This window comes from Bacillus sp. NPDC094077 (assembly GCF_050279465.1).
GTDB lineage: Bacteria > Bacillota > Bacilli > Bacillales > Bacillaceae_G > Bacillus_A.
This window is the reverse complement of the sequence record NZ_JBNNUF010000006.1, coordinates 15,218-29,678: the sequence shown is the minus strand read 5'-3', so window position 1 is coordinate 29,678 and position 14,461 is coordinate 15,218. Positions and strand designations below refer to the sequence as shown.

At 35.6% G+C, this 14,461-nt stretch carries 10 protein-coding genes and 6 pseudogenes; 10 read left to right on the top strand and 6 right to left on the bottom strand.

The features are described 5' to 3' along the window. Nucleotides 1-24: 24 nt before the first annotated feature. Nucleotides 25-180 (top strand): annotated as a pseudogene (locus ACQKNR_RS16275) (IS4 family transposase); the annotation flags it as partial. Between the two features lie 208 nt (nucleotides 181-388). Here ACQKNR_RS16275 and ACQKNR_RS16270 read toward each other — a convergent pair. Further along, nucleotides 389-496 (bottom strand): annotated as a pseudogene (locus ACQKNR_RS16270) (IS6 family transposase); the annotation flags it as partial. Between the two features lie 103 nt (nucleotides 497-599). Here ACQKNR_RS16270 and ACQKNR_RS16265 point away from each other — a divergent pair. Together ACQKNR_RS16265 and ACQKNR_RS16260 are read left to right on the top strand one after the other, a co-directional pair. Further along, nucleotides 600-695: pseudogene (locus tag ACQKNR_RS16265) on the top strand (N-acetylmuramoyl-L-alanine amidase); the annotation flags it as partial. 383 nt (nucleotides 696-1,078) lie between these two features. Beyond that, on the top strand, nucleotides 1,079-2,893 hold the full coding sequence (locus tag ACQKNR_RS16260) for an acyltransferase family protein (RefSeq protein WP_427318774.1): 1,815 nt from the start codon (nucleotides 1,079-1,081) through the stop codon (nucleotides 2,891-2,893). 54 nt (nucleotides 2,894-2,947) lie between these two features. Here ACQKNR_RS16260 and ACQKNR_RS16255 read toward each other — a convergent pair. Beyond that, nucleotides 2,948-3,139 (bottom strand): annotated as a pseudogene (locus tag ACQKNR_RS16255) (IS6 family transposase); the annotation flags it as partial. A 438-nt stretch (nucleotides 3,140-3,577) separates the two neighbouring features. On the opposite strand from ACQKNR_RS16255, the gene ACQKNR_RS16250 reads away from it, so the two are divergent. Both ACQKNR_RS16250 and ACQKNR_RS16245 read left to right on the top strand, forming a co-directional pair. Then, nucleotides 3,578-3,655, top strand: a complete 78-nt coding sequence (locus tag ACQKNR_RS16250) for a hypothetical protein (protein ID WP_427319053.1) — start codon at nucleotides 3,578-3,580, stop codon at nucleotides 3,653-3,655. A 34-nt stretch (nucleotides 3,656-3,689) separates the two neighbouring features. Beyond that, the gene (locus tag ACQKNR_RS16245; RefSeq protein WP_427318773.1) at nucleotides 3,690-4,037 is read left to right on the top strand and encodes a polysaccharide lyase beta-sandwich domain-containing protein; all 348 of its coding nucleotides are present in this window, start codon (nucleotides 3,690-3,692) and stop codon (nucleotides 4,035-4,037) included. A 311-nt stretch (nucleotides 4,038-4,348) separates the two neighbouring features. Here the strand turns inward: ACQKNR_RS16245 and ACQKNR_RS16240 are convergent, their stop codons facing one another. Beyond that, nucleotides 4,349-5,254: an AraC family transcriptional regulator gene (locus tag ACQKNR_RS16240; protein ID WP_427318772.1), complete on the bottom strand. Its 906-nt coding sequence runs from the start codon at nucleotides 5,252-5,254 to the stop codon at nucleotides 4,349-4,351. 253 nt (nucleotides 5,255-5,507) lie between these two features. Between ACQKNR_RS16240 and ACQKNR_RS16235 the strand changes: the two genes are divergently transcribed. From ACQKNR_RS16235 to galT, 4 genes are all read left to right on the top strand, one after another. Then, on the top strand, nucleotides 5,508-6,968 hold the full coding sequence (locus ACQKNR_RS16235; RefSeq protein ID WP_427318771.1) for a glycoside-pentoside-hexuronide (GPH):cation symporter: 1,461 nt from the start codon (nucleotides 5,508-5,510) through the stop codon (nucleotides 6,966-6,968). Between the two features lie 20 nt (nucleotides 6,969-6,988). After that, nucleotides 6,989-8,020, top strand: a complete 1,032-nt coding sequence (locus tag ACQKNR_RS16230; protein WP_427318770.1) for a galactose-1-epimerase — start codon at nucleotides 6,989-6,991, stop codon at nucleotides 8,018-8,020. Between the two features lie 182 nt (nucleotides 8,021-8,202). After that, nucleotides 8,203-9,372: a galactokinase gene (locus tag ACQKNR_RS16225; RefSeq protein WP_427318769.1), complete on the top strand. Its 1,170-nt coding sequence runs from the start codon at nucleotides 8,203-8,205 to the stop codon at nucleotides 9,370-9,372. Next, nucleotides 9,369-10,898 carry a UDP-glucose--hexose-1-phosphate uridylyltransferase gene (galT, locus tag ACQKNR_RS16220; RefSeq protein ID WP_427318768.1) on the top strand — a complete coding sequence of 510 codons (1,530 nt, stop codon included), beginning with the start codon at nucleotides 9,369-9,371 and terminating at the stop codon, nucleotides 10,896-10,898. Before ACQKNR_RS16225 ends, galT begins: the two co-directional genes overlap by 4 nt. Nucleotides 10,899-11,052: 154 nt before the next feature. Here the strand turns inward: galT and ACQKNR_RS16215 are convergent. Together ACQKNR_RS16215 and ACQKNR_RS16210 are read right to left on the bottom strand one after the other, a co-directional pair. Further along, nucleotides 11,053-11,289: pseudogene (locus tag ACQKNR_RS16215) on the bottom strand (hypothetical protein); the annotation flags it as partial. After that, nucleotides 11,274-11,453, bottom strand: a pseudogene (locus ACQKNR_RS16210) (DUF5123 domain-containing protein); the annotation flags it as partial. The pseudogenes ACQKNR_RS16215 and ACQKNR_RS16210, both read right to left, overlap by 16 nt. A gap of 219 nt (nucleotides 11,454-11,672) precedes the next feature. On the opposite strand from ACQKNR_RS16210, the gene ACQKNR_RS16205 reads away from it, so the two are divergent. Further along, entirely contained in the window at nucleotides 11,673-12,674 is a 1,002-nt protein-coding gene (locus tag ACQKNR_RS16205) for a LacI family DNA-binding transcriptional regulator (protein WP_427318767.1), read from the top strand. A gap of 87 nt (nucleotides 12,675-12,761) precedes the next feature. Here the strand turns inward: ACQKNR_RS16205 and ACQKNR_RS16200 are convergent, their stop codons facing one another. Further along, complete coding sequence (locus tag ACQKNR_RS16200; RefSeq protein WP_427318766.1) at nucleotides 12,762-14,042, bottom strand: MFS transporter; 1,281 nt, start codon at nucleotides 14,040-14,042, stop codon at nucleotides 12,762-12,764. Between the last annotated feature and the right edge of the window lie 419 nt (nucleotides 14,043-14,461).

Here is a 14,461-nt window from a genome sequence, read left to right as displayed (position 1 = left end):
CTAGACACCAAGTTAAGTGAAAAATTGCAACGACATATCTCTCCTTATGCCCTAGAACGCCTAGCTAAAGAAAAAGAATTCGTTCAGCGAAAAAGTAAATATGGAGCAAAGGAGTTAGTTGCTTTATGTGTATGGCTTAACCAAAAGGTCGCAAGTACATCACTCACACAATTATGCAGTTAACTTGAAGCATTTACAGGGGTTCTTATCAACCCTGAAGAACTACTTAGCTCCCGAAAGTGAGTAATTTTATGCACAATTAAGTGAGCGTTTTTGTACATAGATTAGTCGATAGTTATATAGGTTTCATTCATTTCTAAAGATAGTTTTGCTTTATTTTGTTTTATTTTTTGAAAATATGGATAAAATTCACTTGTTTACGAACTCAGCGGATAATGGTTGTTGGATGAATTGAAATACCACGTTCCTTTAGAATTTCAGACATATTACGATAACTTAAAGAAAAAAGATAATAGTAGCCAACGGCTACTATTATCTTTTTCGAACTATTTTTCTTTAAACTATCTCATCTGTTATGCTCCTTATTTGCTTTTCCAGAGTTTATCCTAGTTTAAAAACCTTGCACCAGAACCCATATTGTTCTGGTGCAAGATTCGCTGCAATATAAAATACACAACAGCAAGGGTAAAACATACTATGTGATGGCAAATGAAACTTACGTATATGTGAAGTAAGGTGAAAGAGGGTCTGCTCATAATCAGTAGCCCTTTTTTATAACGTTTCTTTGCAGGAAAGAGTTCGCAAATGCGTTAATGATTATATTCACAATGCCAGTTTATACGTTTGTAATAACGTATAAAAAAGAGTACCTTTAGACATGCAACATATAACTTTTTAATTAAGCATATTCCCCTTTTTCGGAGAATCAACAAAAACACTTTGTTTAAAAATTTTCACAACAGAGCCAGATAACGTGTTAAAGTATTAATTGCTGTGCATGCAATTATAAAAAAAGAGTCTTACGAAATGATGTTTAGCTTATACGATTTTAGGAAATTAATAGCATTTTATACCGCTATTATTAACCTAATTTCCAAGAAATAGGGGTGATTGTAGGATGACTAAACCTTTTAAAAAAAATAGTCGCTATATGGTTGGATTGGACAGTCTAAGGGGCCTAGCTATACTAGGTGTTATTTTGTATCATATTAATTTTAATTGGATGCCTGGGGGATTTTTAGGGGTTACTGTATTTTTTGTACTTTCAGGTTATTTAATTACAGATATTCTAGCGATGGAGTGGAAGAGAAATAAGAGAATTGATTTGAAAAAATTCTGGCTTAGTAGGGCAAGGAGATTGCTACCAGGAATGCTTGTTATGCTCGTTATAACGTTGGCATGGATTACGGTTTTTCATAGCTCTTTACTTGAAAAAATGCGTGGAGATTCATTAGCGGCGTTATTTTATGTTAGTAACTGGTGGTATATTTATCATAAATTATCGTACTTTGATAATTTTAACCAGCTTTCTCCATTGAATCATTTTTGGTCGTTAGCAGTTGAGGAACAATTCTATGTTGTATGGCCGTTTATCATTAGTTTAGGGCTTTACTACATAAAAAAACAATCCCGTATGATTTTATTGATTTGTCTGGGAGCTGTCGCTTCAGCTTTAGCGATGGCAATTTTGTATGAACCTGGAGCTGATCCGAGCAGAATTTATTATGGCACAGATACGAGGGCTTTTTCCTTACTTATTGGAGCGGCACTTGCCTTAATTTGGCCAAGCAATAGGCTTGCAAATAAAATTATTCCAAAGGCGCGTTTCATTCTTGATGTAGTGGGAGGAACTGCTCTTATTATTATTTTGGTTATGTTTTGGAAGACTAATCAATATGATCCATTTCTATACAATGGAGGAATGGTTCTCTTATCAATTGCAACAGCATTGTTAGTGGCGAATCTTGCTCATCCAGCTAGCCGCATTGCTCAATTTTTACGATTTAGACCTTTACGTTGGATAGGGGTAAGGTCGTATGGCATATATCTCTGGCATTATCCAATTCTTACATTGACGACTCCAAAAGTAAGTGCTGGGGATTTTTCACTAATAAGAGCAGTTCTTCAATTTCTTTTGATTATAATGATTGCGCAAATTTCATGGAAGTTTATCGAAAAACCAATCCGACAAGGTGCGCTCCGGAACATTCAGTTTAAGAACTTAAGACTTCAAAATGTCACTTTAGGTGTTAAGTTAGCTTTAATTTGTACATTATGCGTTTCGTCGATAGCCGTATTAGGGTTAACAAAAGCTAGTAAGGCTAAGGAGAATCCTCAACTAGATAAGGTGGAAGCAGTACAAACACAACCAGCGAAACATCCAGTTGCAGTTTGGGAAAATCCAACTCAAGAGACGCCTAAAAATCAAGAAGAATCAAAAGAAGTAAATTCTGCGCAACCTAAAAATTCTCTCACAGTTACTGCGATAGGCGATTCCGTTATGATTGATATTACTCCGTATTTAAAAAATACTTTTCCTGATATTAGGATTGATGCACAAATTGGTCGCCAGCTGTCAAAAGCGATTCCTGTAGTTGAACAGTTAAAAAATGAAGGGAAATTAGGAAACTATGTCATTATTGGATTAGGTACAAATGGAGCCTTTACTACTGAGCAACTTGTTTCATTAATAAAATTAATTGGAAATGAACGTAAAATGATATTTATTAATACGAGGGTACCACGTCCGTGGGAATCAATCGTGAATGAGCGATTGAAAGTAACGGCATCTGAATATCCGAATGTAACTCTTGTTGATTGGTATGCAGCAAGTGCTGGAAAGAGTGACTACTTTGCACCTGATGGTGTGCATTTAACCAAAGTAGGTGCAGAAGCATACGCAGCACTTGTAGCCAAAGCGGTGAAACAATAATTAGATGTATAAAAGATCTATAGTTGAGGAAGACAAATTTTTTGCAGTCATCAATCATTCCTGTAATTCATTATACGTCGAAAAAGCGAAGTTTGGTTGAAGACTCCGTCTTTTTTATACGGGACATGAATGGTTGCGATGCCTTTTACTATACGTGAGGCATGACGGAGGATTTGAATTTCTGCGGATTTGGAAAAGGGTCTGTCACTTTACATGTCGATGATCATGTTCTGTAAGATTCTTTAACGGACTATTTATATTTTTACTTACAAGCTGATTTATCAGTTCAGTCAGTCATATTATTAAGATGTTTGTATAGAGATTACGACGTTCAATCTCCTTAATTCCGTATATTTTAGGCGGATTCTATAGAAGTTTTTATAAATATTTTAACGATGAAATTATAAAGAAAGCCTGCATAATGCAGAGCTTTTTTCTTTTCAGTAATGTATTAAGTCATGTGTGATGATGATTGTTAGAATACGATACATGAGGAGAGTAAATTTGAAGCAAGTTATGAAATAGTAAAAAATATGAAGAAAGTAATCCTTTAAAGGCAAAAATAATCAGTCTGATATTGGTTATGTGTTCCCTCAAACTGAAAATATATATGCTGAAAAGAAAGAGTGAAGTGGAAAGTGGTCTGATGTAAATAAAGGCGGATTCAGTAGTCAAGTAAGTAACATGTTTGCAACGCTATCAATACCTCATGGAAATTCTCCGTCTGGTGGCAATTATGTGTATGTAATTCTTCCCTGGTAAGAATTAAGAAGAAACATCTATTTACGCTAAAAAAATGGATGTATCAATACTCTCTAATACACCAATGCAGCAGGTAATTTATGATACAGCTGATAATGTATGGATGGGTAATTTTTATGAAATAGGGAAAGTGGATGAAGTAGAAGCTAAAACTAGAGGGGCAATTGCAATAAACTATCAGGACAATAGCATAAAAGTAGTAATGGCTGATCTGATGAAAGAGCAAGCTAAAGTAATTTTTCTTATACCTAAAAAGATGGGTTACAGGGTAGCAGAAAAGGGCGATGAAATAACTGTTAAGGAAGATACAAGCTCTTGGATAATTGAAAGGGATAGTTCGGATAAAAGTAGGAAAAGTGCACAAGTGTATTTTGAAAAGTAAAAGTTAAAAAATAGATTCCGATATGCAAATTGTATAATGGTTTCTATATAAAACACGAATAAAAGTCAAGAGTTTTTTTGAAAGCCTTGACTTTTATTATGCTTGCAACTTATGTTTCTAGTACAAAACTAAATGATAGCAAAATATACACGAAAATATAAATTCACTTCGACTATTTAATGGGTATCAGTTCGAAAAATACGTATTTTGTTTTGGAGTTTTAAAAATTTATTCTCATAATCGTTAAATATTTAGTTTGGAGCATTTATGAAATTATTTTTGTACCTCAACAGAAATTATATTCATTTTTCCTAAGTGGCCCGTGAAATAATTTCTTGTTCATCAAGTAAGGACTTCAAGCTGGATAAAGAGATTGTTTCGAAATTCTCTTTCGACATACGTTTTCGATAATACGTAGGTGTTTCTCCAGTCACTTTTTTAAATATGCGGCTAAAGACTACTAAACTACGAAAGCCCACCTGATAAGAAATGTTCTCTACTGATTCATTTGTCATTGAAAGTAAATACGCTGCGTGATTAATGCGTACCCTTAAAATCCAGTCCTTCATGCTCATCCCGAACTGATTTTGAAAGACCCGCGAGAGATGGCTTCGATTGACCGCAAGATGATCTGCCACATCACTTACTGTAATCTCCTCTACATAGTGCTCTCCAATATATGTCATCGCTTCAATCGCAAGTCGTGAAAATTTTTGTTTTACTCCTGCTGAGAATTCGACACCATCTGTAAGTAATACTCTTAAAAACCGATAGGTCAACTCATTCAACTTTAATTCATCCTCTAATGTACCGCGGGAGCAATTCATACACTCCAAGATAATATCCGAATATTGTTGAATATTACTTGAGGCAACAGAGTAGTTATCTTCTTTAAAACTCGAATAATGAATAATTTCTTCTGCTACCTTCCCACCAAATGACAGCCACGCATACAACCATGGTTCTTCTGCATCCGCGCGATAAAAGGTCGACTCTCCTGGGGGAATGAGAAAAATATTTCCTTTCTTTAATGAATATTTTTTATCTTTTACATAGTACATTCCTTTTCCATCCAACACGATATGAATAATGTAGCTGTTACGTACAGTTGGCCCAAAAGCATGAAAAGGCAGTGTTTTTGAAAAACCACAAAAAGCAAAATAAAGTTCGCTTGAGAAGTGATGCTGTTCTTTTTTCATAAAGATTGCTTGCTCCATGGAATTCTCCCTTCGTCGTGATACCTATAACCTAATCTTCTTATTGAAGGAAGAAATGCAACAAAAGGTTAAATCAAGGTCACAAAATGATATAAAACAGAAAGCGCTTTCTTGTTAAACTATACTGGAGAAAGAAAATAAAAGGAAGGAGATTAATGTAGTTCGTTAGTTTTTTTATATTTCACTTTGTAAACGCTCTTTTATCATTATTAAAATTAACTGGTGGAAAAAATTACAAAAAAGGAGAATGAACATGAATGGAAATTTAAAACAACGTGTTTCCTATGCCATAGGTGCATTTGGTCATGACATATTTTATGCAACTTTGAGCACCTATTTTATGGTCTTTGTTACGAGTGCAATGTTCACTGGGGCTGATAAAGCAACAACTGGAAAAATGATTGGAATTATTACGAGTTTAGTCGTAGCAATTCGATTGATAGAAATTATTTTTGACCCGATTATTGGAGGAGTAATTGACAACACAAAAACGAGATTTGGGAAGTTTAAGCCATGGTTAGTCATTGGTGGTTTAGTTAGTTCTATCCTTCTTGTATGCATATTTACTAATTTCTTTGGTCTGGCAATTCATAATACTACATTGTTCATCATTTTGTTTGCAATTGTTTATATCTTACTCGATAGTTTTTATTCATTTAAGGATATTGCTTTTTGGTCGATGATTCCAGCGTTAAGCACTGAAACCAAGGAACGAGAAAAATTGGCAACATTCGCACGACTTGGTTCATCACTTGGTGCAAATGGGACTACACTAGCAGTTGTACCAATCGTTACCTTCTTTACTTTCTTGATGACTGGTGACCATTCTCAAGGTGCCTCTGGTTGGTTTTGGTTTGGCGTGATTGCTGCTGTTATTTCTGGTGGAACAGCGATTGTTACAGCACTTGGCACAAAAGAAAATGATAGCGTAATTCGTCAGCAACAAGAAAAAGTAGCCTTTAAGGATGTTTTCAAAGCTATTGCTAAAAACGATCAGTTGATGTGGCTAGCGCTTTCATATATTACATATGCGATTGCTAATGTTGCAACTACTGCTGTGTTATTCTTCTTCTTCAAATATATTCTAGGAAATTCAGGTGAGTTTTGGATTGTGGGATTAATTGCAGCTGTATTAGGCATAATTGCTGTTCCACTTTTCCCAACGCTCACGAAATTAATGTCAAGACGTTTTGTCTATATTGGCGGTATTGTGATGATGCTTCTGGCATATGTATGTTTCATCTTAGCTGGAACCAGTTTACCAATGGTTATTGTGGGATTGGTGCTCTACTACTTCCCTCAGCAGCTAATTTTCCTTTCAGCTTTGATGACTATTACCGACTCAGTTGAATATGGACAATGGAAAAATGGTACTCGAAACGAAGCTGTGACTTTATCAATTCGTCCATTACTCGATAAAATTGCCGGGGCTTTATCAAACGGAATCGTTGGATTTGTAGCTGTTGCCGCTGGGATGACTGGCAATGCTACAGCAGCAGACATTACAGCAGAAGGTGTCTCAACGTTTCATCTTTATGCGTTCTATCTTCCAGCAGCACTCATGATTTTCTCTGCCATCATTTTCGCATGGAAGATTACATTAACAGAGAAAAAACATGCACAAATCGTTAAAGAACTAGAAGCAAAGCTAAATCATGGCAGGGAAGCAACTGAAGAGTTCAATTCTAGTGCTGCACTTTCTCATTCTAAATAAAGGAGTAGAGGATATCTAAAATGAACATTACAACAAAAGATTTCGGTGCGGGTTATACGATTATCACTATTACCAATCTGTACGGCCTGCAATTGACTGTTTCAGATTTAGGTGCTCGCATTACAAGTTTAAAGATACCAACAACGAATGGTCTACGTGAGCTTGTACTTGGTTTTGATACGGCAAAGGAATATCTTGAAAAGGATTTATATATTGGTGCCTCAATTGGACGAGTAGCTGGAAGAATTCAAAATGGAACTTTTCAAATTGATGAGAAAATCTATAAAGTACAAATTGATGAGACAACCGGAAGCACTTTACATGGCGGTACCCCAGGATTTGAAAGTAAAAAGTGGCAATATCAAGTTATCGATAATTATGATGAGGTCTCAGTGGTATTTCATACGGTGAGCCCAGATGGTGAAAATGGTTTTCCGGGTAATCTTGATGTCGAGATACGTTACACGTTAACTAACACAAATGTTTGGAAAGTAGAAACTAGGGCGACGAGTGACAAAGATACCTTGTTTAATCCAACAAATCACGTGTACTTTAACTTAACTGGTGATGTAACGCAACCTGTAGATGAACACACATTATGGGTGGATAGTGATAGATTTGCACCACTTGATTGGGGAAGTATTCCAATTGGTGAAAAGTGTCCTGTAGAAGGAACAGCGTTTGATTTTCGAAAACCAGTTAAACTCAAAGAAACCTTCGATAGTACTTTTGGTCAAAAAGAATTAGTGGATGGAATTGATCACCCATTTTTCTTGAACCGACCTGAGCTATCACATAGTTCAGTGAAACTCATTAGCCCGGATGAGGTGGTTACAATTGAAATATCCACAAAAGAACCAAGTGTCGTCATCTTTACGGCAAATTTTGGTGAGGATACGCCTCTCATGCATGGAAAGCAACTTGCAAACCACGGGGGAATTACCTTTGAAACACAAGTTTCCCCGGGTGCTGAGCAGTATTCTGATTTTGGAGATATGGTTCTTAGGGTGGATTCAACTTATCAAGCGATGACAGAATTTCATATTATTTGAGATTATATTTTGGATAGTCTCTTTAAATATGAAACATGTATAGGAAAATTTAGATACTGCTATCAGAATGTATTTAAAATACGATGTTGTGTCTATAAATAATGATGAACGGTTAGAAGTGGCCAGTGAATACTGAGATAATTCCCTTATTTAAAATGAATGCAAAAGGAAGTTGGATACTTATGGAAAAGAAACGTGAACTAGTTTTAAAATTTGCTGAGGTATTTGGTCCTCAAGAAACAACCCAATATTTTTCTCCAGGACGTATCAACTTAATCGGAGAACATACAGACTATAATGGTGGCTATGTATTCCCCGCTTCTATTACTTATGGAACTTACGGAGTAGCTAGACGTCGGGAGGATGATAAAGTATTAGTTTACTCAACGAACTTTAAAGAAGTTGGTGTGATTAGCTTCAAGTTGAATGAATTAGATTACGATAAAAATGCGAATTGGGCAAATTATGTAAAAGGGGTTATCTTAACACTGAAAGAAGCAGGTTATAAAATAGACTGTGGCTTTGAGTTATTAGTTGAAGGTACGATTCCAAATGGAGCAGGACTTTCAAGTAGTGCTTCACTTGAATTACTTGTAGGCGTAGTATTAGAAGACCTGTTCAACTTAGACGTGAAGCGACTTGAATTAGTCAAAATGGGTAAAAAAGTTGAAAATGAATTCATTGGTGTGAATTCTGGTATCATGGATCAGTTTGCTATTGGATTTGGTGAGGAAGACAAAGCGATTCTCCTGGATACCAATACATTAGAGTATGAAATGGTACCAGTAATTTTAGATGACTATGCTATTGTAATTATGAATACTAATAAACGTCGTGAACTAGCAGATTCAAAATATAATGAGCGCCGTGCTGAATGTGAAGAAGCACTCGCGCGTCTCCAAACGAAGTTAGAAATTAAAGCACTTGGAGAACTAAGTAAAAAAGAATTTGATGCAAATCAAAATCTTATTGGGGATGAAACCTTAATTAAACGCGCAAAGCATGCAGTTTATGAAAATGAACGCACAAAAAAAGCCAAAGCAGCTCTTACTGCTAGTGATTTAGAAGAATTCGGAAAGCTATTGAATGCTTCTCATACATCTTTAAGAGATGATTATGAAGTTACAGGGCTTGAATTAGATACATTAGTAGCCACTGCCCAAAAACAAGAGGGTGTACTTGGAGCGCGTATGACTGGAGCTGGGTTTGGTGGATGCGCCATCGCATTAGTAAAAGAAAGTGAAATTCACACTTTTAAAAACAATGTTTATGATGAATATCTCAAAGTTGTAGGATATGCGCCTGTCTTTTATGTGGCACATATTGGTAGTGGAACTACAGTGATTGGATGATGAATGAGGTGAAAACGATGAGCACATGCCAAGCAATTTATGATTTTACTACACTTGCAATCAATAATGGAGCCATTGAGGAAGGTGACCGAATTTATACACACAATCAATTATTACGTTTGATTGGCGAATCGAACATGGGAGAGATTACTAGTGTAGTCGAAACGGACCCACATGTGCTGTTAGATACGCTTATGGGTAAAGCGACGGAAAATCTAATTATCTCTAAAAGCCAAGTTAATCGTGATATGTTTGAAGCGCTTTTAATGGATGTGATCACACCACTTCCATCTAAGGTTAATGCGAATTTTCAGAAGGCATATCGTAAAGGTCCTAAACAAGCAACAGATTATTTCTTTGAACTTAGTAAACGCAATGATTATATAAAGACACGTGCGATTGAAAAAAACATTCATTATTTAGCAGAATCAAAATATGGTGAACTGGAAATTACCATTAATTTGTCCAAGCCAGAGAAGGATCCCAAAGAGATCCTAGCGGCTAGAAATACACCGAAGGGTAATTATCCAAAATGTTTACTTTGTATTGAAAATGAAGGATATTTCGGTCGCCTAAACCATCCAGGTAGAAGCAATCACCGAATCATTAATATTGAACTAGATGGAGAAGGATGGGGGTTTCAATATTCACCATATGCATACTTTAATGAACACTCCATCGTATTGTCTAAAAAGCATCGACCAATGAAAATTTCTGGTGAGGCATTCTCTCGTTTATTTAGTTTTGTAGAAATCATGCCACATTATTTCATTGGTTCAAATGCGGATTTGCCTATTGTAGGAGGATCTATCTTAAGTCACGATCACTATCAAGCTGGACGCCATAACTTTCCAATGGCAAAGGCTAAAATTCTTAAATCATTCGAACTATGTGACTATCCAAATATTTCTTGCGGTATTGTCAACTGGCCAATGAGTGTGATTCGACTCTCTTCTTTAAACAAAGAAGAACTAATTAATGCCAGCACCTTTATCCATGAAACTTGGAAAAACTATTCAGATGAACTCTTACAAATTCGTGCGTATTCAAAAGAGGGCACAAAACATCATACGATTACACCAATTGTGCGGCGTCGCGAAGAAAAATATGAAATTGATCTTGTACTGCGTGATAATAATGTGAGTGAAGAATACCCTGATGGAATTTTTCATCCACATTCAGATGTACAGCATATTAAGAAAGAAAATATCGGGCTTATTGAAGTCATGGGCCTTGCGATTCTCCCTCCACGTTTGATTAAGGAGCTTCATGAAGTTGTGCTGTACTTGTTAGATAAGGAAGCCAATGTTCTTGAAATCCATCAAAAATGGGCAGATGAATTAAAAACCCAGGGCGGCTATACGGAAGAAAACATCCAAAGCTTTCTTCAAACTGAAGTTGCAAAAAAATTTGAACGAGTCCTAGAAGATGCTGGTGTCTATAAGATGAATAAAGAGGGTAGAGCAGGGTTTGATCGTTTTATAAAAGAATTACAAAGTGTAAATCGAGAGGTAATGCCTAAATAACAGTTTTAGTTTTAGGTAGTGCAGGTTATATTGGTTCACATCCCGCAAGAACAATTATCAGGTCAATATAAAATTTCACTAAAGTTAAAGGTATATCCCGTTGGAAGGATATACCTTTTTGATTTTTTGAAAGAGGATAATGAAACTTTGATTGTTAGTTAAGTTTAGAAACTGCAAATTTAGCTGTGATATTCATCTTCTTCATATACGAAGAATTTGCACCTGCTTGAAATTGTACAGAAATATTACCGTCTTTTTGTGCTTTGAATACGCGACCATATGGTGAATTAGCATTGTAGGTGCCAATTACTTGGTTATCTGCATCAAAGACCGTATAAGAAATTGGGAACCCAGAATTTTGTACAAAGACTGTAAGTTCTTCTCCTTTATTGTAAATAATCCATCATCCTCTAACTTGACTTTAGAACCATCAAGAATTACATTTTCATCCTGATAGTTTTGAAAAGTAATCGGTGCTCCTGAGGCACCAGAATGAGTTACGTGTACCTTTTGGTTATAAACGCCACCTCTTATGTAAATTGTGCTTCCTTTTTTTTATTTTACCGATGTATGCTGCTCGTAAAAAGTCTTCCATACAGGTGCATGTTTATAAGTTGAAATATCCACTTGTAACAAGTTGTTATGTAAATGAGAGGAGCTACGCATAAGGATACAATTACTTACAAATTTTAAAAGATTTCCGTTTGTGTAACAAGAAGCAAAATATATTTATGATAAAATATAGAAAAAGATGATTAAGAAGGGACAATTAAAGTGAAACCAACAATTTATGATGTTGCGGAAAAAGCAGGTGTATCAATAGCGACTGTATCTAAGGTAATTAATCAAACAGGGCGTATTAGTGAAAAAACAATAAACAAAGTAAATAAAGTAATGGATGAATTAGATTATCAGCCAAGTAGTGTAGCAGCAGCGTTAACAGGTAAAAAAACATATACAATTGGGGTACTTGTCCCAGATATCTCAAACTCCTTTTTTGCAGAAGTAGCAAGAGCTTTTGAAAATAGTGCACGAGAATCAGGGTATACACTCATTTTATGTAGTACAGACCATCAAACAAAACGTGAGCACGAGTACCTTGATTTATTATTTAAAAAGCAAGTAGATGGCATTATCATTGCGACGGAGCTAAATGATTATAAACTAGTTAAAAAAATCGTGAACCGAGATTTGCCACTTGTATTATTTACCGTAGATCATCCTTCCATTACAACTCATGTTGTGACAACTGATGATACGAGGGGAGGCTATCTAGCTGGGAGTTATCTGACGCAGAAAGGCCATAAATCTTTAACGATTATGATGGAGAAGGATAGAAAAAGTAGCTTAGGAAGACTGAATGGTTTCAAACAAGCTCTTACGGATTCAGGGATTTCATTAGATGATGATGCTATTATTAGCTGCTATTCGACAGTTGAAGATAGCAAACGTGCAAGTAAAGAATTACTTAATTTGCCTAATAGGCCTACAGCGGTTTTTGCTTGTACAGATTTAATTGCTATATGTCTTATGAATGAAGCAAGAAAACAAGGACTTTCGATTCCGGAAGATTTATCAATTATCGGATTTGATAATACAATCTATGCTGAGATTGCAGATCCAGGGTTAACGACGATTGAACAGCCAATTACACAAATGGCAGCCTGTACGTTTGAACAACTTTTAAAAACGATGGAAATGAAGGCGCATGCCAAGCAAAAAATTACAATTATTCCTCAATTAGTAGAGCGATCCTCAGTAAAGGATATTACATGATAGTTTTTTCTAGCCTACTTGAATGCAACAAAAAGAAGGTCATCGTAACTACGTGCAGTTATGATGACCTTCTTTATTATTAAGAATCTATACCGAGAATTGCTCTCCGCTTTTCGTATTTAAATCCTGCTTAATCTCATTTTCCTTTGGAATAGTCAGGAAATGAGTTAAAAATGCACCAAAGAAGTACAAACCAGCAAAGATCCACATCACACCGCCAACACCTAATGGACCGATAAAAGCAGTTACTACTAATGGACCAACGAAAGCTGATAATCCAGAACCTAAATTTAAGACCGACATTGCAGCTCCTTTATTTTCAGGAGATAAAGATGGAACTAAAGCTGTAAGAGGTACATAACCGGCAAGTGTTGCTCCGTAGCAACATGCAACAAATAATATTGCCCAATAATTATGTCCTACCATCTGTGGTACATAATAGAGTGCAAGAGTTACAATTCCGCAACCGACTCCTCCGAACCATTTAATCGTATTTACCCAACCAAACTTGTCCCCAACAATACCAAAAATAATATTAAACACCATATTTACAAAGAATAGAGTACCCCAAATTTGTAGCCATTCAGTCATCGTAAAATTATATTTCATCATATAAGTAGGCAGAAAAACAACAAATCCAAACTGAGCGGCCGAGTTTATAATTTTAACAATACCACCTATACCAACTTTAGGATTTTCAAATGCGATGGTAATGCCTTTTAGTAATTCACTTGATTTGTTAGCGCTTACGGTTTGGGCTTTAAATCTGTCTTTATTTACAACAATTGAGAATAATCCCCCGACGACAACAAAAATTAAAGCACTCCATAAAGTAGCGATTTCCCCAATTTTAGGAACCATATAGCTAGAATAAAAGGCTCCTATAACACTAAGCCCAAGCTGGAATACGAACCAGAACCAGCCAACTGCTCTTGAAAGCATTTGCTGAGGAGTACTGTAAGATACCCAAACTAGGAAAGAATAAGCAAATAAGGGATACCCAAATCCTCGTAGAGCGTAGCAAAGTAATATTACGGGATAATTCATATGTTGAATTCCTATACCTATGAACCCGATTGAGCCTAAAATGAATGATACTAAACCAAATGTCATTACTTTTCTTGGTCCCCACATTTGTACAAATACCCCCGAAAACCAGGAAGAAGCAGATACAGTAATTCCGTAAATAGTAAACAGAAAAGCAGCGTGTTCTAGTGTTAGGCCTTTCTCAACGAGATAAGGGGATAACCATCCTTGTTCTAAACCATCCCCAATCATAAAAACAATAATCCCTATGTATCCCCAAGTTAAATTAGAAGGGATACCAATCCTGTCCATAAATGTTTTGTTTGAACTAATTGCGTTCATTCTCCCACCACCGATAAATTATTTTTGGTTAAGCGCTTAATTCTTTTTGATAAAAAAAGTATACGCTTACATCGTGGGGTCGTCAATGAAATTTTTTGACAATTTACAACTTTCTTTCATAAGAGTGCGATCTATTTACATATTGGACACTAAAATAATCGTGAGTATGAATTGAAATAAAGAACATAAGGATAGGATTTTATTATTTATAAAGTTTAGTTTTCTTTGTTGTATCAGTATTTTAATGGGGGGATTTGTAACTGTTTAAAACATTTGTTTCTTATTATTACTTTGTAGTTTGATGTAGTACGTTTGTTGAGGGAATTTGAAATTCGGATCAAAAGAAAAGTATTCAAAAAAATAAAAATGTTTTCAATTTAGGGTCAAGTGTGTATAATGAAGAAAAATAGGGAAAGCGC